Below are 16,537 nucleotides of genomic sequence, written 5' to 3'. Positions count from 1 at the left end.
TCTACCGGCGGCTCACGCCGAGCACGGTGCCCTGCGCATCGAACTGCAGGCGCACCGATTCGCGGTCTCCGGCAACTTCATCCGGCAGCCACACCAGCTTGCCGCCCTTGCGTACGATCACGTAGACGTGGCCGACTTCAGATGCGGGGTTCTGCAGGGCATTGCGTTGTTGCTGCAGTGCCTGTGCCACGCGCGGCACGGCGTCGAAATCGATGCTGGCCAGGGATGTGCTGCTGCGCTGCAGGCTGATGGTCGGCGCGAACTGCTGCGGATTCACCGGATTGCCCTTGCGCCACTGGCCACGCTCGAAATGGTAGCTGTCGACGTGGGTTGGCTGCTGGGGATCGATCAGATCCAGGTTGATGCGACCATCATCGTAGAAGTGGATGCTGTGGAAGACCGTCAACCGCTGCCCGGCCAGCGCCGGCAGTTGCTCCAGTGCCTGGCGCGCGGCCTGCAGGTAGTCTGCATCGAACAGACGGTTGTTGCGTTCGGGAATCGGAATGGGGTGCGGATCCGGTACCGGCGCGAGCGATCCAGGATTCTCGCGCGACGGCTGCATGGTGACCGGCGCGGGCAACCGGTCGCGCTGCACCGAGTGGCCCAGCGTTTCGCTGATCGTCTGCAATCCGCCGCCAGCAACGGCCACGCCCGCCAGCACCAGCAGCACCAGCGAGAACACCAGCCGGGTGGAGGGCGGCTGCTTCATATCCCCTCCAGGCGCACGTTGCCACGATCATCCGGGTCGTACAGCAGCGTCACGTGCTCGCGCGGGATGTTGGCCAGTTCGATCAGCGGGATGAAGCGACGCACGCTCGCCTGCTGCACAGCGCCTTCGCGGTCGGTGTACTGCAGCTGGAATTCCACCTGCGGCTGTTCGTTGAGATAGGTGCCGGTCTGGCGCACCTTCAGCACCCTGGCTTCCACGCCGATGCCACGGTACTTCAGCGCGTCGCCACGTGCATCGGCGTGCAACAGTCGGCCGAGCAGGCGCAGGCCCAGTGCGTAACCGCACAGCACCAGCGGGCACATCAGCAACGGGTGGCCGAACGACAGGAAGGTCCAGCCCAGGCCTTCGCTCTGCAGCCTGTAGGTGAACACATAGGCACTGGCAACCACCACGATGGCGATGCCACCGCCGATCCCTCGCCGCCACAGGCTGGCAACATCCAGCTCGGGATGGGCGCCGTCGAGCACCACGTTGGGGAATTCGCCTGGCGTGCGGCTCAGGCGTGCATCGAGGTGATTGCCTGCGACGAAGCGCTGCAGCTGCGGTTTGCTGTCGACCACCAGCATCTGCTCACTGATCGGCGTGCCGGACAGGTTCTGGAAGGCCAGCTGCAGCTTCCACTGCGCGAAGCCATGCATATGCACGCCGGTCTGTTCGGCCTGCTTGATCAGTGTGGTGCGCGGCTCACCATCAGTGAGAATCGAGCGCACCCGGTACAGGGCGCGCAACGGGCCCAGCAGCAGGTAATGCAGGAACGCGAGCAGCAGGACCAGCCACAAGGCCAGTGACAACGCCAGCAGCAGCACGGCCAGCCACGGCGGGCTGCGATCGGCCAGCGCCACCGGCCATGACGTGCCGAAATAGAGGATGCAGGGGAAAGGCAACGCGAAGAACAGCAGGAACGCGCCCCAGAACCAGAGATAGGCCTTCATGGGGTGGAGGTGGCAGACCGGTGGAACAGGGCGCGTAGGTTACTACGCTTCAGCGGAATTGCAGGGTCAGCAGATAGTAGCGGCCGAGTGGGTCGTCCAGCCCCGGCATCTGCCCGCCGTTGCCGACCAGATAGTTCACCGGCTGCGTGTCGAGCACGTTGTGCACGTCCAGCGCGGCGACAAGGCGAGGCCCCAGCCGGCGTGCGAGGTGCAGGTTCCAGCGCAGCTGCCGAGGGTTCATGCAGTGGCTCAGTTCGATCTGCTCCTGCGGGCACTCGGCACCGGGCAGCCACGCGCGCGTGCGTCCGGTCTGGTTGCCACGCAGCGCGATATCCCAATTGCTGTTCTGCCATTGCACGTTCAGCACGGCGGCGATCTCCGGCGTAACATGGCCGCGCAGGTCCACCGCGGGTTCATGATCGCGTCGCCGACGCAGTTCCTGCTGCTTCAGCGCATCAACCGAGAACAGCCACTGGCCGTTGCTGCCGGCATCGATGCGGTACTCGCTGCGCAGCACCCAGTTGCGGGACGTGGTGCGGCCGATGTTGTCGAACGACAGGCGCAGGCTGCTCAGGTGTCCGTCTTCGTCCAGCTGCCAGGTGCTGCGGTTCCAGACTGCGTCGGATGGCTGCAGCGCCAGAATCTCGTTGCGCAGCTCGACGATGTTGTGGGTCAGCGACACCGAAAAAGTGTCGTTGGGTGTCCAGCTGGCGGCCAGCGAATGACTGCGCGAGCGCTCTGCTTTCAACGCGTCGTTCTCCACCACCTCGGCGGTGACGCTGCAACGACCATCACTGATGGTCATCGCGCATTCCGGCAGCGCGCTGGAGGCGGGCAGCGTGATCGAGCCGAAGTAGCCGGGCGGTCGCCGCTGTTCGAACAGGCTGGGAGCGCGGTAGCCGCGTCCGCTGGCCAGCAGGAACGACCACTGCGGTGTCGGGCTCCAGCGCAGGCCGGCCCGTGGCGAGAACGCCATGAAACCGCCATCACGATCCCAGCGAGCGGCCAGGTCCGCGCGCAGCGTGGGCGCAAGCGGCAGGCCGAGTTCGGCGTAGACGCCGCTGCTCTGCCGCGACAGGCGACGTTGCTGCTGTGGCAGGCCCAATGCGAGGTCACCCTGGCTGAGCAGCGCATCGGGACGCGACGTCCAGCGTTCATGGCGCAGGTCGATGCCGGTGGCCAGCTGCGCGGGGCCGCCAGGCAGCGGCATCAGTTCGCGCTGCATGCCCCACCAGCCCTGCCACTGTTCGGTACGTCCGCGGTTGCGGATGGACGGGAACAGCGTTTCCACCTCGGCTGCTGGTGGTGCGTCGAAGCCAGGGGTGAATCTGCGGGCCTGCGTCGCTTCCAGGAGCCGGGTCGCACGCACGGTGCCTGCCGTGGACAGCGTGACGTCACTGCGTTGCGAGCTGATTCCCGCTTCCCAGCTGCGTCGGCCCTGGTCACGGCCGAGACCGAAGGTGATATCTGCATCGGTGGCGCGAACGCTGGGGCGCACATTGCCTGCTTCATGCAAGACGCTGTTGAAGGTGATTCCGCGCGAGACCACGGCGATGGCGGTGGGGCCGAGATCGAAGCGCTGCCGGTTGTGGTTGGCGCGCGCTTCGACATAGGCATAGCGTCCTTCGCCGCGTTCATGCCGGTAATGCAGGTAGGCCGAAGCGGTATCCGAGGCGGGTTGCAACGAACGCGGGCGCGCACTGTCGAACCAGCAGCCATCCTCGCGCCGCTTCAGTGGAGGCTCGCAGCGCCGGGCCGGCAGATACCAGTTGCCGAAGATCGCGCCGATCGGATACAGCGAGGTTTCTGCATGCCAGTCGCGGCGATCACCGGCCACATGCTCGACCCGGTGCAGGTCAAGGCCTGCAAACCAGCGGTCACCGCCTTCGCGCAGCCCGCCGGTGGCCATCTGGACACGGTACTGGCCGGCGTCGCCACGGCTGCTCAGCCCGGTCTGCAGCATCGCTTCGGGACCATCGGCCTGGTCGCGCAGGATGATGTTGACCACTCCGGACATCGCGTCGGCACCGTAGATGGCGGAGGCACCACCGCGGACCAGTTCGATGCGATCGACGAAGCTCAGGGGAATGCCGCCCAGGTCGGTCAGCCCGCCCTGTTCCAGCGACACCATCGGGTAGCGCGGCAGTCGCCTGCCGTTGACCAGGAACAATGTTGCACGTGGCCCCATGCCATCGAAGCTGGTGGTGGCCGCGGCTCCCACCGGCAGGTACTGCGAATCACCACTGCGAGCGCTGCTCATCGCAGGAAGGCCGTTCATTCCGGGCAGATGGCGCAGCAGGTCGAACAGGCTGCCGTAGCCACTGCGCAGGATGTCGGCGCGATCGATCGTTGTCACCGGCAGGGTGGTCTGTACCGAGGTGCGTGGCAGGCGGCTGCCAGTGACATGGATTGGTGCCAGTTCCACCTGCGGCGGGCGCTCCGGTGCCGTGCGCGGGCCGGCCACGGGCGTTGCAGGAGATGTCGCTGCTGCGGGCGCGGGGGCCACTCGGATGCGTCGGATGACGAAACCGCCGGACGGCGTACGCAGGACATTCACCGGCATGCCGGCGACCAGTTGTTTCAGGGCCGTGGCAGGGTCTGCCTGGCCGTTGGCCCCATCGCTGTGCAGCCCACTGAGCTCGCGGGCGTCGAACAGCAGGGCGATGCCGCTCTGTCGTGCCCACTGCTGCAACGCCGACGGCAATGGGCCAGCACCGATATGGTAATCACGCGTGCCTGCCGCTTCACCGGCGCTGGCCACCGGCAGCACGGCGGCCAGCAGCGCCAGGTACAGCAGGGGGCGGAGCAGCCCCCACTGCCGCGCGCCCGGACCTGCTGCCATGGCTGGCACCTCTCAGTAGGTGCGACGCAGTTCCAGCGCGCCATCCGGGCGCGTCTGGCCAGCGACGGACCATCCCAGTTCCAGCGCGGACAGCAACTCCTGTGCGTCGCCTGCGCGGAACGTTCCACTTACCGCCAGATCGGTGATCTCCGGGTCGACAATCACCAGTGGCGTCCGGCCATAGCGGTTCATGCGTTCGACCACGATCGACAACGGTGTGGCATCGAACACCAGTTTTCCGCGCAGCCAACCTTCGGCCGCCACGGTGGAGGACAACGCCGGGCCAGGCTGGATGCGGCCGGAGGGCAATACCTGCAGCTGCTGGCCGGGCGCCAGCATGTGCTGGGCCGTGCCGTTGCTGACTTCAACCGCACCTTCCAGCAATGCCACTTCAACCAGTCCATCGCGCAGGCGCTCGACCTGGAAGGTGGTGCCGATGTCGCGGATGGTGCTGTCGCCGGCACGCAGCTGCAGCGCCTTGCTCGACGGCGCGACCTGCAGTTGCAGACGTCCGCGTTCCAGTTCCAGATCGCGATGACGCCAGCCGAAGCGCGCGCGCAGCGTGGTGCCGGCGTCGAGGGTGGCCAGGCTGCCGTCGGCCAGGGTCAACTGGCGCGGCAGACGGGTGTCATTGGCATACAGCTGCGGTGTCGGATTGCCATCCAGCGCAATCATCCAGCCGATGCCGATCGCCAGACAGATGCCGGCGGCTGCGGCCAGGCCGGGCAACAGGCGGCGGCGTGCAGGCCGCGCCACGCGCGCGGCCGCAGTGCGCAGCCACGGGTCGGAGCCCAGCGTCTCGCCCTGCTGGAACAGCGTCTCGGCCTGTACCCAGGCTTTGACATGGGCAGGATCTTCAGCCAACCAGTCTTCGAATGACTCGCGCTCGGCCGCGGTGCAATCCGGGGCTTCCAGGCGTGCCACCCAGTCGCTGGCACGTTCGTACAGCGAGGCATCTTCCTTGTGCCGGAGGCGGCTCATTCGGCGTCCCTGTCGTGATGCAGCGGGTCCGGTCCCAGCTCCTGACGCAGGCCCTGAAGGGCACGGGCAATATGTTTTTCCACGGTCTTGGCGGTGATTCCACAGTGCCGCGCGATCTGCGTATAGCTCATGCCGGTGATCCGGTTGAGCAGGTACACCTCGCGCGCGCGCTCGGGCAGTTTGAACAGGGCCTGCCGCAGCAGGGACAGCATCTGCCCGGACTCGGCCTGGCGCAATGGATCGGGCGACTGGCTGGTGGGCTCGTCGCTGCCATCATGCTCGGCCAATGACAGGTGCGGTCGCGATTGCGGCGAGCGGCCGCGATCCGCCAGGCGGTTGCGGGCGATACGATACAGCAGCAGGCGCAGCTCGTCGGGCCCGTGCGCGCGATAACGGATCAACCGCTCCATGCAGTCCTGCGCGATATCCTCCGCATCCTCCGGCCCGACCCCCCGAGTGCGCAGGAACGCGCACAGCGGCGTGCGTTCTTCGCGTACGAACGCGATGAAGGCGTCCGCGGGCACGGGCAGGTCCGATGCGCGATGGATCAGGGGGGACGGGGCGGACAGGGCTGGCCTCGGCTGGCTGTGGAGAATGCGTCATCGAGTTTTACGCGACGATGACCTGATGGGGAAGAGTGCATGTCGCTCGGGCTCTCATTGTGAATGCATTCATCTTCAGTGGCCTGGCATGCTGGGGGAGATCGGGCCGTTCCGACGTTTGACTCTCTACCCGCGTGTTGCGGGTGGAGAGAGAACGTATGAAGCATTCGAAGTTGAGCCTGGCCCTGGCCGGGCTGCTTGGCATTGGCGCCATCATGGCGGCTGATGACGTCATGGCAATGAGTTATCACGTGCAGGGCGACCGCATCTTCCTGAGCGGCGGCGTGACCTATGCAGACGTGGTGTCGCTGCCGGCGTTGCTGGCCAAGGCGCAGGCCGAGGGCCGGCCGATCCGCGAGGTGGTGCTGCGCACCTCCAATGGTGGCGCGCTGATCGCCGGCGAGTGGCTGCAGGGGGTGATCCGCACCTCCGGCCTGAACACCATCGTGTCCGGTCACTGCATTTCGTCCTGCTCGATCATGCAGTCCGGTGGCGTCGAGCGCTATCTGGCCGGCGACCTGCCGATCATCGACTCGGTGCAGATCCACGCGGCCAGCAGCGGCGGCAAGGTGATCTACACACCGTCGCCGCGCATGACCCAGATCTATACCGGCAACTACGGCGGCGGCATGGATGCCGGGCTGCTGCACAAGGCCATGTATGAAGTGGTGCAACCGAACGGGTTGCTGGTGTTCCGCGATCCGGCCCGTGGCACCGGTCCTTCGGTCACCTTCGATCCGGATGGCAGCGGAACCAAGCAGGAGTCGTTCCCCGGGCAGGACATCTACAGCAACAGGATCATCACCGCGAACGGATACCGCGATCCGGGTGACACCCTCAACGTGACTGCGAATGTGAGCGGCGACATCAACCCCGGCTACCTGCGCACCGGGCGCCAGTTGCAGACCTTCGTCGATGACGATTTCGCGCGGTGGAATACCAACATATCGTCGGCCTACATCAGTCTGGCGCAGGGCATCTACAACGCGTCTGGCAATGGGCCGCAGGGTATCGGCTCGAGATCGGTGCAGAGCTACCAGAACGATCCGCTCTACAAGTCTGCGCTGCTGTCGAGGCTGCGCCTGGCTGATCTGGACGTGTCCACGCTCGACAATTCCATGGGCGTGATCCGCGTCAGCAATGGCGCTACGTGGCGAACTTCCGCGACCACCGGCGCCGACTTCATGCTGGTCGACAACGGCACCATCGCGCTGGAGGGGGGCGCCCTGAGAGCACCGGAAGTGCGGGTGCTGGGCGCGGGCATGCTGGTTGGCCATGGTGATGTGGCCGGTACCGCGACGGAGTTCAGCGCACTGATCAGCGGCACCCGTCCGTCCTGGCGCGAAGACGGCTTCAACCGCCTGCGCGTGTTCGGGACACTGATGCCACGCGGTGGCGATCTGGTCACCCATGGCTACGTCAACATCATGCCGGGCGGCAAGGTGCTGTTCGACGTGACCGAGAACGGCGGCACTGGCAGTGGTCGCATACGCGTGGGCAGCTTCTTTGATCAGTCCAGTGGCAAGGTGAACGACGGCGCGCTGGTGATTTCCAAGGGCGCCTTCCTTGAACTGAACGTGGCGCAGGGCTACTACGGCCAGGATTTCCGTCGTGACCTGGTGCAGGGGCCCATCTACCAGGGCGGTTTCGAAGAGGCTGTACGCCTGGGCGACACCGGCTACAGCGCCAGCATCACTGGTGGTGAAGTCTTCCGCCCGCGCCACAACTCGCTGTTGAGCTTCAACGTGAAGCAGACCGCAGATGGCCTGTGGCTGACCGCCAACCCTGGCTTCGACCAGGTGGGGCTGTTCGCCAATGGCACCTCCGGCGATAGCCTGGGCCGCGCGCTGGCGACCGCTTCCGATCGCCAGGACAACGGCCTGAAGTCGCTGCTCGGTGCGCTGCAGTTCGCCGACCGTGATGTGATCGCACAACAGGCCGGCGCCCTGCGCGGTGATGCGCACGCCAGCCTGCGCCTGGCCGACACTGCGCTGGTGGGCAGCATCGGCAACGTCGTGCAACAGCATCAGTCGGCCATGCGCAGCGGCGGTGATGCCGATGGCCTGGCCTCGCAGGTGGCACAGTCGGTCTCCTCCCAGCCGGGCATGCGTCATGGCAGCCTGTTCAACCAGCTGGCGATGCACCTGGTCGAGCCGGCGTCGGGAAGCGTTGCGGGCAGCGGTGATGCTGGACGCAGCCATGGCATCTGGGCGCGCGGTTTCGCCAGCCATGGCCGCATCGATGCTGACGGTGGCGTGGCCGGCCTGAGCCACACCATCGGCGGCATCGTGATCGGTGCCGACACCCGCGTGGCCGATGACCGCGTCACCCTGGGCGCCAGCGTGGCCGCGGCCGATATGTCGAACAAGGCCAGTGACGGCTCCGGGTTCACCGGCGATGTGCGCGCGCTGGACGTGGGCGGCTACCTGGATGCGACCTATTCGCGTGGCTACCTGTCGGCAGCGGTGCGCTACACCGACCTGCGCCACGACACCCGTCGCAGCATCGGCGGTATCGATGGCCTGCAGCAGCCCCTGCGCGCCAGGTACAGCAACGATGCGATCTCCGCGCGTGTTGAACATGCGTTCTCGTTCACCACCGGCAAGGGGCTGGTGATCCAGCCGTTGCTGCCGGTGGTGGACTACGCGCGCACCTCGGCCACCCGTTTCAATGAAGGGCAGGGTGCCGGTGCGCTGGTAGGTCGCAGCGGCAGCCTGGAGAGCATCCGCGTGGGCGCAGGCCTGCAGCTGTTCAAGACCTTCGAGGGCAACAACGGCGAGCGCATCACGCCGCGCGCCCGGGTGGTCTGGCAGAAGGAGCTGGGCGATTCGCGGGCCCGCTACAGCACCGGCTTCGCCGCGGCACCGGATCTGGTGTTCGGCGCCAGCAGCCAGCGCGTGGGCGAGCAGGTGCTGGCCTGGAACCTGGGTGTGACCAGCCGGGCCAGCGAGCGTCTCTCGATCATGGCCGACTATGTGGGCGAGCGCCGCGACGGGCAGATCCAGAATGGCGTAATGCTGGGGCTGGGCTACAGGTTCTAAGCGGTACACGGCACCGGCGATGCCTGCATCGCCGGTGCCATCCCCAGAGGGCGTGTTGCTGCGGTATGGTCGGCGTGGCATTCCATCCAGGCTCTTTCATGCAGATCGCCGTCTTCAGCGCCCGCCCTTACGATCGCCGTTTCCTTGATGAGGCGAAACAGCGCGATGCGGCTGGGGACGGCTTTGCGTTCGTGTACTTCGATGTGGCGCTGGACGTGCACACGGCCGCGCTGGCGCAGGATTGCGCAGCCGTATGCGTGTTCGTCAATGACCGTCTCGACGCGCCGGTTCTGCGCGCGCTGCATGCGTTGGGCGTGCGGGCCGTACTGCTGCGCTGCGCCGGCTTCAACAATGTGGACCTGGCAGCCGCGAAAGCGCTGGATCTGTTCGTCGCACGCGTACCGGCCTATTCCCCGGAGGCGGTGGCCGAGCATGCGTTGGCGCTGGTGATGACCCTCAACCGGCAGACCCATCGTGCCTACAACCGTGTGCGCGAGGGCAACTTCATGCTGGATGGCCTGCTCGGACGCACCCTGCATGGCCGCACGGTTGGCATTGTGGGTACCGGCAAGATCGGGCTGGCCACCGCGCGCATCTTCAGGGGCATGGGCTGCATCGTGCTGGGGCACGATCCTTATCCGTCACCCGCGTTCGGCGGTATCGGCGAAATGGTCGGGCTGGATGAACTGCTGGCGCGTGCCGACATCGTGTCGCTGCATTGCCCGCTGACGCCTGAGACCCATCACCTGATCAATGATGCATCACTGGCGCGGATGAAGCCGGGCGCGATGCTGGTCAACACCTCGCGTGGCGCACTGGTCGATACCCATGCGGTGATCCGCGCGCTGAAGTCGCGCCGGCTGGGTCATCTGGCCATCGATGTGTACGAGCAGGAGAGCGCGTTGTTCTTCCAGGACCTTTCCGGCGAGATCATCGACGATGAGGCCTTCCAGCGCCTGATGACCTTCCCCAACGTACTGGTGACTGGCCACCAGGGCTTCTTCACCGTGGAGGCGCTGCAGGAGATCTCGGCGATCACGCTGGGCAACCTGCAGGACTTCGCCGCCGGCCGGCCCTGCGCCAACCGGGTACAGGCGGGCTGAGCCGGGTGGATTGACCGCCGGGGCGCCCAGCCCGTAAAATCGCGGGCTCCGCCGGAATAGCTCAGTTGGTAGAGCGGCGCATTCGTAATGCGTAGGTCGCAGGTTCGACTCCTGTTTCCGGCACCAGTTGTAATGAAAAGCCCCGGCCTTGGTCGGGGCTTTTTGTTTGGGTTGTGCTGACGGGCGCGGGCCCCAAGGCCAGCGCCAGCGTCCGATGGAACTGCGGGCATGTACCTGCTTGGTCGGGGTCATTACCATTGCCGAGGTGGATTGCTTGCGGCGCTGGACTGGGCAAGTCAGTTTCAATCAACAGGGGATGTCATGAAGAAGATCGTGGTGAGTCTGATTGCGTGCGTCGTTCTTGCCGGCTGTGCAACCCGCCAGATCAGCTCCGAACAGGCGCAGCCGGTGCCTGCCGAGCGGATTTTCGCCTTCAATGGGATGGGGGACAGTGCTTCCGGACAGGTCATCGTTACGCGCGACGTCGGCGCGGTTGGTGGGGCGTGCCCGCTTGCGCTGTATATCGACGGCACCCTGGCAGCCCATCTGCAGCGGGGAGAGTCTGTCTCGCTGTCTGTGCCTGCCGGCAATCGCATTGTCAGCGCAAGTTTCGCGGGTAAAGGGCTCTGTTCGTGGGGGGATGAATCGGCGCACAGGCGCGAGATTTCCCACGTGGTCACGGCGGGTGGCAGAACCAGGATCCGTCTCGCATTGACCCATGATGGTGTGATTCAAATCGGTCCGACCGCGTTCTAGACGCACTCCACGCAAGACGAGCAGTTACATCAACAGGAAGCCCTGGCCGTTGCCGGGGCTTTCTGTTTGTGCCCGAAGGGAAAGGTCGGTCGGCAACGTCACCGATGCAAACACACCTTCATTCACGTCCAACGATCCCCGCACCCCTTGCCAGCCACCAGCCGAGCTGCCGGAGATAACCACCCGCTGCTCCCGCCGATGCGCCGATCAGGAGGCGTGCAAGCATTCTGGTCCCGCGTGCGGCCCGCTCCCGCAACCACGGCAGCATCGCCATCACCTGTGCACCCAGCAACAGCGCCAGCACATCCAGCCCCAGCGCATCCACCACCGGCAACAACGGCAGCAGATCCGGATTGCAGGCCAGCACGATCACCAGCACGGTACCGAGCACAGCCATCACACGGCGCCCAGCGGGCAGGGTGGTCCAGTGCAGCAGTCTGGCAATCAGGCGCATGGCGTTCCTTGTGTCATGGGCGTGAGCCCTTACCAGAGCGCAAGCGCACCGGCTGCCGCAGCACGGTCTTCAACCGAGCAGCTTCGGTCCTGCGCGGGTCGCTCAGGTAGATCTCGTGATGGGGGCCGGCAAAGGCATATCCCAGTGCAGGCATCAGCTCGTCATGAAGATGCGCCAGGATCGGCCCCTCGTCATCGTAGGCACCCACATGCAGGGTCTGCAGGCAGAGACCTTCCTCGAGCGTTTCATGGCGAAGGCTGGCCGGCGCCTCACCCAGCTTCTTCCGCGCCTTGCCGAGGGCCGCTTCCAGCTGCTCTGGACTGATCCCTCCCGGCGTACGGATCATCACCGTCCACACCCACTCATCCTTGCGGCGTGCCACGAAGCTGGCGGGATCCTCGGCGGTCCACAGCGCTTCCAAGGGCGGCACCACGTAGTCCTGCTCCTCCGCTTTCAACGCGAACTTAAGTGCATAGCTCACCGCGTACAGCCACTGCACCGCCTCCAGATAGGCTGGCGCGCTGTTCGGGTCGCCGCGGCCGTCGGCCATCAGGTAGGGCAGGGGCGGCACCTGCACCGGAACGAAGTGGCCTGCCGGCGGCTGGTACAGCGCCCGGTCGCGTTTCTTGAAGTCGATCTTGTCCATGCACCTTCCTCCTGTGCCGAGCATCCCACGCCTTGCCTTCGCAGGGATGCCTGAACATGTTCAGTCGACTTTGCCGAACCCGGTCGGAGCCCCCGCCATCGCCCGATACCAGCATGCTGCGCTCGGGCGTTCTGCCCGCCATGCCGCGCAGTGCGACAACGTGTCGCAGTCAGAATCAGGCCTTTCCTGCGCTCGATCATTGTCAATGCCTTTCTTAAATGGTGCGTGACGGCCTAAAATTGAAAGGCTGACTCGACCCCACCTCCCTGCCTGTCTTCCGGACAGGTGGGACCGGCTTTGGCCGGAACAGGCAGGACGGGGAACGGCATTCCCTCGCAATTGGATCGACCGATGATTCCGTTGAAAACCCTTGGGCGCTGGTTGCGCCCGGGCCTGCTGCTGTCGTTGCTGGTGATGCTCACCGGCTGCGATGCCGTGGCCATCCTCAGTCCGAAGGGCCAGATCGGCCAGGATGAGAAGACCCTGCTGATCACGGCTACCGTGCTCATGCTGCTGGTCGTCATCCCGGTCATCATCATGACCCTGACCTTCGCGTGGAAGTATCGCGCCTCCAACACCAAGGCCCGTTACGAGCCGAAGTGGTCCCACTCGACGGCGATCGAGGTGGTGGTGTGGTCCATTCCCTGCATGATCGTGCTGGTGCTGGCGGTCCTGACCTGGCGTTCGTCGCACGCGCTGGACCCGTACAAGCCGCTGGAATCGGACGTCAAGCCGGTCACCATCGAGGCGATCTCGCTGGACTGGAAGTGGCTGTTCATCTATCCGGAAGAGAAGGTGGCGGTCGTCAACGAAATCAAGTTCCCGGTCAACACGCCGCTGAACTTCAAGATCACGTCCGATACGGTGATGAATGCCTTCTTCATCCCGCACCTGGGCAGCATGATCTACTCGATGGCTGCGATGGAGACCAAGCTCCATCTGATCGCCAACGAGACCGGTGAATTCCCGGGCATGTCCTCGCACTACAGCGGCGCGGGCTTCGCCAAGATGCACTTCACCGCCTACTCGGTCACCGATGCCGAATACCGCCAGTGGCTGGACCAGGTCCGCGCCGGCGATCAGACCCTGGACAAGGCTTCGTTCAAGGCCCTGGGTGATGCGCGCAACGCCGAGTGGTATCCGGTCACCTACTTCGGCAAGACCGAAGAAGGCCTGTTCGACTGGGTCCTGGCCAAGCACATGGGCGACAACAAGCATTACGGCATGAAGCACGAGCACAAGGCCCCGGCCGACGGTGCTGCTGCTGAAGGCCACGATGCCCATGCGGGTCACGAGGGCCACGAAGGCCACGCCGACGCCGCTGCCGCTCCGGCCGAACACGCCGGACACACTGCTGACGAACACGCCGCCGCCGGTCACGCCGGCCACGCTGGTTCGGGAGAATGAACATGTTGGGTAAACTCTCAATTGAGTCGATCCCCCACGATCCGATCGTCCTGACGACGTTGATCGGCGCAGTTCTGGGTGGCCTGGGCGTGATGGCCCTGATCACCAAGTTCAAGCTGTGGGGCTATCTGTGGAAGGAGTGGTTCACCTCGGTGGATCACAAGAAGATCGGCGTGATGTACCTCATCGTCGCCTTCGTCATGCTGCTACGCGGTTTCTCCGACGCCATCATGATGCGTACCCAGCAGGCGCTCGCCGTCGGCGGGTCCGAGGGTTACCTGCCGCCGCACCACTACGACCAGATCTTCACCGCCCACGGCGTGATCATGATCTTCTTCGTGGCGATGCCGCTGATCACCGGCCTGATGAACCTGGCCGTGCCGCTGCAGATCGGTGCGCGCGACGTCGCGTTCCCGTTCGTCAACTCGCTCAGCTTCTGGCTGTTCGTGTCCGGTGCGGTGCTGATCATGCTGTCGCTGTGGATCGGTGAGTTCGCTGCCACCGGATGGCTGGCGTTCCCGCCACTGTCGGGCATCGAATACAGTCCAAGCGTAGGCATGGACTACTACATCTGGGGTCTACAGGTCGCAGGCCTGGGTACCACGCTGAGCGGTATCAACTTCTTCATCACCATCTTGAAGATGCGTACCCCCAGCATGAAGCTGATGCAGATGCCGGTGTTCACCTGGACCGCCCTGGTGACCAACGTGCTGATCGTCGCGGCCTTCCCGGTGCTGACCATCACCCTGGTGCTGCTGACCCTGGACCGTTACCTGGGTACGCACTTCTTCACCAATGACGGTGGCGGCAACGCCATGCTGTACATCAACCTGATCTGGATCTGGGGTCACCCGGAAGTCTATATCCTGGTGCTGCCGGCGTTCGGTGTGTTCTCCGAAGTCATCGCGACCTTCTCGCGCAAGGCGCTGTTCGGCTACAAGGGCATGGTCTACGCCACCGCCTGCATCGGCGTGCTGTCGTTCATCGTGTGGCTGCACCACTTCTTCACCATGGGTTCGGGTGCCAACGTCAATGCCTTCTTCGGCATCACGACGATGATCATCTCGATCCCGACCGGCGTGAAGATCTTCAACTGGCTGTTCACCATGTTCCGCGGTCGCGTGCAGTTCACCACGCCCGTGCTGTGGACCATCGGCTTCATGGTCACCTTCACCATCGGCGGCATGACCGGCGTGATGCTGGCGATCCCGGCCATCGACTTCGTGCTGCACAACAGCCTGTTCCTGATCGCCCACTTCCACAACGTCATCATCGGCGGCGTGGTGTTCGGCATGTTCGCCGGCATCACCTACTGGTGGCCGAAGATGTTCGGCTTCCGCCTCAATGAGTTCTGGGGCAAGTGCGCGTTCTGGTGCTGGTTCATCGGCTTCTACGTGACCTTCATGCCGATGTACGTGCTGGGCTTCATGGGCATGACCCGTCGCCTGCAGAGCACCGTCAACCCGGCCTACGAGCCGCTGCTGCTGGTGGCTGCCGCAGGTGCCTTCATCGTGGGTGCCGGCATCCTGTGCCAGATCATCCAGGTGGCCGTGTCGATCCGCGACCGCAAGAAGACCGCCGACCTGACCGGCGACCCGTGGGATGCCCGTACGCTGGAGTGGGAAACCTCTTCGCCGCCGGCCTTCTACAACTTCGGCAGCCTGCCGGAAGTCACCGAGCTGGACGATTTCTGGGAGCGCAAGCAGCGTGGTGAAGCCTGGCCGAAGCCGGCCAAGTACACCGACATCCACATGCCGCGCAACACCGGCACGGGCGTTGTCATCGGTGCCTTCAGCCTGGTGTTCGGCTTCGCGATGATCTGGCACATCTGGTGGCTGGCCATCGTCGGCTTCGTCGGCATGATCGCCACGTTCATCTACCGCACCTTCGACCAGGACGTGGACTACTGGGTCCCGGCCGCCGAGGTGGAACGCATCGAGAACGAACACCGCAAGCACCTGGAATCCCAGGGCCTGGTGAAGTCGGAGCTGAAGGCATGAGCACCAATACCTCGACCCTGAGCCACGGGCACGCCGCGCAAGCGGCGGCCCATGGCCATGACGACCACGAGCACCACGACACCGGCGGCAACACCGTCTTCGGTTTCTGGGTGTACCTGATGAGCGACTGCCTCATCTTCGCCTCGCTGTTCGCCACCTATGTGGTGCTGGCCGGCGGTACCGATGGTGGCCCCACCGCGAAGGACCTGTTCGAACTGCCGTTCGTGGCATGGGAAACCGCGCTGCTGCTGACCTCCTCGCTGACCTTCGGCCTGGGCATGATTGCCATGCACCGCAAGCAGATGGGCCAGATGTACCTGTGGCTGGGCATCACCTGGCTGCTGGGCTTCGGCTTCATGTGCATGGAAGTGTGGGAGTTCCAGCACCTGATCCATCAGGGCTACGGTCCGGACCGTAGCGCCTTCCTGTCGGCGTTCTTCGCCCTGGTCGGTACCCACGGCCTGCACGTCAGCGCCGGCCTGCTGTGGCTGCTGGTGATGTTCGTGCAGCTGAAGAAGTACGGCCTGACCCCGACCAACAAGACCCGTATGGCGTGCCTGAGCCTGTTCTGGCACTTCCTGGACCTGATCTGGATCGGCGTGTTCTCCGTCGTCTACCTCAATGGAGCGCTGTAATGGCACATGACAACCATGCACACGACCATGCCGCCGGCGGTGAAAGCCATGGCAGCGTGAAGTCGTACCTGATCGGCTTCGTGCTGGCGGTGGTGCTGACCGTCATCCCGTTCTGGATGGTGATGTCGGGCGACTTCTCGCGCACCGTCAACGGTGTGGTGATCGCGATCACCGCGGTACTGCAGATGCTGGTCCACCTGGTGTTCTTCCTGCACCTGGACCGCTCTTCGGAAAGCCGCTGGAACGTCAACGCTGCGGCCTTCACCGTGGTGGTGATCGGCATCATCGTGGTCGGTACCCTGTGGGTCATGCACAACATGAACGTGCACATGATGCACTGACGTCTTCGCGACGTTGCCACGCAGAAAGGCCGCCCTCGGGCGGCCTTTTTGTTTGCCTGCGAATGGG

14 protein-coding genes and 1 tRNA gene are annotated in these 16,537 nt (G+C 64.9%); 8 read left to right on the top strand and 7 right to left on the bottom strand.

Going from position 1 to position 16,537, the window contains the following annotated elements; translation table 11 throughout:
* Position 1: 1 nt before the first annotated feature.
* From AC0Z6F_RS07335 to AC0Z6F_RS07315, 5 genes are read right to left on the bottom strand one after another with little or no spacing between them, the layout of a single operon-like run.
* On the bottom strand, positions 2-709 hold the full coding sequence (locus AC0Z6F_RS07335; protein WP_012510418.1) for a hypothetical protein: 708 nt from the start codon (positions 707-709) through the stop codon (positions 2-4).
* Positions 706-1,662, bottom strand: coding sequence for a hypothetical protein (locus tag AC0Z6F_RS07330; RefSeq protein WP_004148530.1), 957 nt, complete (start codon positions 1,660-1,662; stop codon positions 706-708). The genes AC0Z6F_RS07335 and AC0Z6F_RS07330 overlap by 4 nt, the downstream gene beginning before the upstream one ends.
* A 49-nt stretch (positions 1,663-1,711) precedes the next feature.
* Positions 1,712-4,504 carry a TonB-dependent receptor gene (locus AC0Z6F_RS07325; protein WP_004148532.1) on the bottom strand — a complete coding sequence of 931 codons (2,793 nt, stop codon included), beginning with the start codon at positions 4,502-4,504 and terminating at the stop codon, positions 1,712-1,714.
* 12 nt (positions 4,505-4,516) lie between these two features.
* Positions 4,517-5,485 carry a FecR family protein gene (locus AC0Z6F_RS07320; protein ID WP_012510419.1) on the bottom strand — a complete coding sequence of 323 codons (969 nt, stop codon included), beginning with the start codon at positions 5,483-5,485 and terminating at the stop codon, positions 4,517-4,519.
* Positions 5,482-6,009: an RNA polymerase sigma factor gene (locus AC0Z6F_RS07315; RefSeq protein WP_012510420.1), complete on the bottom strand. Its 528-nt coding sequence runs from the start codon at positions 6,007-6,009 to the stop codon at positions 5,482-5,484. Before AC0Z6F_RS07315 ends, AC0Z6F_RS07320 begins: the two co-directional genes overlap by 4 nt.
* 236 nt (positions 6,010-6,245) lie before the next feature.
* Between AC0Z6F_RS07315 and AC0Z6F_RS07310 the strand changes: the two genes are divergently transcribed.
* From AC0Z6F_RS07310 to AC0Z6F_RS07295, 4 genes are all read left to right on the top strand, one after another.
* Positions 6,246-9,128, top strand: a complete 2,883-nt coding sequence (locus AC0Z6F_RS07310) for an autotransporter domain-containing protein (protein WP_485616863.1) — start codon at positions 6,246-6,248, stop codon at positions 9,126-9,128.
* Positions 9,129-9,226: 98 nt separating this feature from the next.
* Positions 9,227-10,231: a 2-hydroxyacid dehydrogenase gene (locus AC0Z6F_RS07305; RefSeq protein WP_485616862.1), complete on the top strand. Its 1,005-nt coding sequence runs from the start codon at positions 9,227-9,229 to the stop codon at positions 10,229-10,231.
* Positions 10,232-10,281: 50 nt separating this feature from the next.
* A tRNA-Thr gene (locus AC0Z6F_RS07300) sits at positions 10,282-10,357 on the top strand.
* A 195-nt stretch (positions 10,358-10,552) separates the two neighbouring features.
* On the top strand, positions 10,553-10,987 hold the full coding sequence (locus AC0Z6F_RS07295; protein ID WP_012510423.1) for a putative periplasmic lipoprotein: 435 nt from the start codon (positions 10,553-10,555) through the stop codon (positions 10,985-10,987).
* 118 nt (positions 10,988-11,105) lie between these two features.
* Here the strand turns inward: AC0Z6F_RS07295 and AC0Z6F_RS07290 are convergent, their stop codons facing one another.
* Both AC0Z6F_RS07290 and AC0Z6F_RS07285 read right to left on the bottom strand, forming a co-directional pair.
* Complete coding sequence (locus AC0Z6F_RS07290; protein WP_012510424.1) at positions 11,106-11,441, bottom strand: hypothetical protein; 336 nt, start codon at positions 11,439-11,441, stop codon at positions 11,106-11,108.
* A 13-nt stretch (positions 11,442-11,454) separates the two neighbouring features.
* Positions 11,455-12,087, bottom strand: coding sequence for a GyrI-like domain-containing protein (locus AC0Z6F_RS07285; RefSeq protein WP_012510425.1), 633 nt, complete (start codon positions 12,085-12,087; stop codon positions 11,455-11,457).
* A 351-nt stretch (positions 12,088-12,438) separates the two neighbouring features.
* Here AC0Z6F_RS07285 and cyoA point away from each other — a divergent pair, with 351 nt between their 5' ends.
* Genes cyoA through cyoD form a run of 4 tightly spaced genes read left to right on the top strand, consistent with a single transcriptional unit; the run spans position 12,439 to position 16,470 of the window.
* Complete coding sequence (gene cyoA, locus AC0Z6F_RS07280) at positions 12,439-13,494, top strand: ubiquinol oxidase subunit II (protein WP_012510426.1); 1,056 nt, start codon at positions 12,439-12,441, stop codon at positions 13,492-13,494.
* Between the two features lie 2 nt (positions 13,495-13,496).
* Positions 13,497-15,494 carry a cytochrome o ubiquinol oxidase subunit I gene (gene cyoB, locus AC0Z6F_RS07275; protein ID WP_012510427.1) on the top strand — a complete coding sequence of 666 codons (1,998 nt, stop codon included), beginning with the start codon at positions 13,497-13,499 and terminating at the stop codon, positions 15,492-15,494.
* Positions 15,491-16,129: a cytochrome o ubiquinol oxidase subunit III gene (gene cyoC, locus AC0Z6F_RS07270; RefSeq protein ID WP_012510428.1), complete on the top strand. Its 639-nt coding sequence runs from the start codon at positions 15,491-15,493 to the stop codon at positions 16,127-16,129. The genes cyoB and cyoC overlap by 4 nt, the downstream gene beginning before the upstream one ends.
* Entirely contained in the window at positions 16,129-16,470 is a 342-nt protein-coding gene (cyoD, locus tag AC0Z6F_RS07265) for a cytochrome o ubiquinol oxidase subunit IV (protein ID WP_004148769.1), read from the top strand. The genes cyoC and cyoD overlap by 1 nt, the downstream gene beginning before the upstream one ends.
* The last annotated feature ends 67 nt before the right edge of the window (positions 16,471-16,537 follow it).

The organism is Stenotrophomonas sp. 1L-E-5-B-C3, assembly GCF_057292075.1.
Note: the sequence above shows the minus strand (reverse complement) of the source record. Positions and strands in the feature narration are given on the sequence as shown.

Coding starts and splice junctions, on each gene's coding strand:
- AC0Z6F_RS07335 (WP_012510418.1), bottom strand. CDS start 709: ATGAAGCAGCCGCCCTCCACCCGGCTGGTGTTCTCGCTGGTGCTGCTG.
- AC0Z6F_RS07330 (WP_004148530.1), bottom strand. CDS start 1,662: ATGAAGGCCTATCTCTGGTTCTGGGGCGCGTTCCTGCTGTTCTTCGCG.
- AC0Z6F_RS07325 (WP_004148532.1), bottom strand. CDS start 4,504: ATGGCAGCAGGTCCGGGCGCGCGGCAGTGGGGGCTGCTCCGCCCCCTG.
- AC0Z6F_RS07320 (WP_012510419.1), bottom strand. CDS start 5,485: ATGAGCCGCCTCCGGCACAAGGAAGATGCCTCGCTGTACGAACGTGCC.
- AC0Z6F_RS07310 (WP_485616863.1), top strand. CDS start 6,246: ATGAAGCATTCGAAGTTGAGCCTGGCCCTGGCCGGGCTGCTTGGCATT.
- AC0Z6F_RS07305 (WP_485616862.1), top strand. CDS start 9,227: ATGCAGATCGCCGTCTTCAGCGCCCGCCCTTACGATCGCCGTTTCCTT.
- AC0Z6F_RS07295 (WP_012510423.1), top strand. CDS start 10,553: ATGAAGAAGATCGTGGTGAGTCTGATTGCGTGCGTCGTTCTTGCCGGC.
- AC0Z6F_RS07290 (WP_012510424.1), bottom strand. CDS start 11,441: ATGCGCCTGATTGCCAGACTGCTGCACTGGACCACCCTGCCCGCTGGG.
- AC0Z6F_RS07285 (WP_012510425.1), bottom strand. CDS start 12,087: ATGGACAAGATCGACTTCAAGAAACGCGACCGGGCGCTGTACCAGCCG.
- cyoA (WP_012510426.1), top strand. CDS start 12,439: ATGATTCCGTTGAAAACCCTTGGGCGCTGGTTGCGCCCGGGCCTGCTG.
- cyoB (WP_012510427.1), top strand. CDS start 13,497: ATGTTGGGTAAACTCTCAATTGAGTCGATCCCCCACGATCCGATCGTC.
- cyoC (WP_012510428.1), top strand. CDS start 15,491: ATGAGCACCAATACCTCGACCCTGAGCCACGGGCACGCCGCGCAAGCG.
- cyoD (WP_004148769.1), top strand. CDS start 16,129: ATGGCACATGACAACCATGCACACGACCATGCCGCCGGCGGTGAAAGC.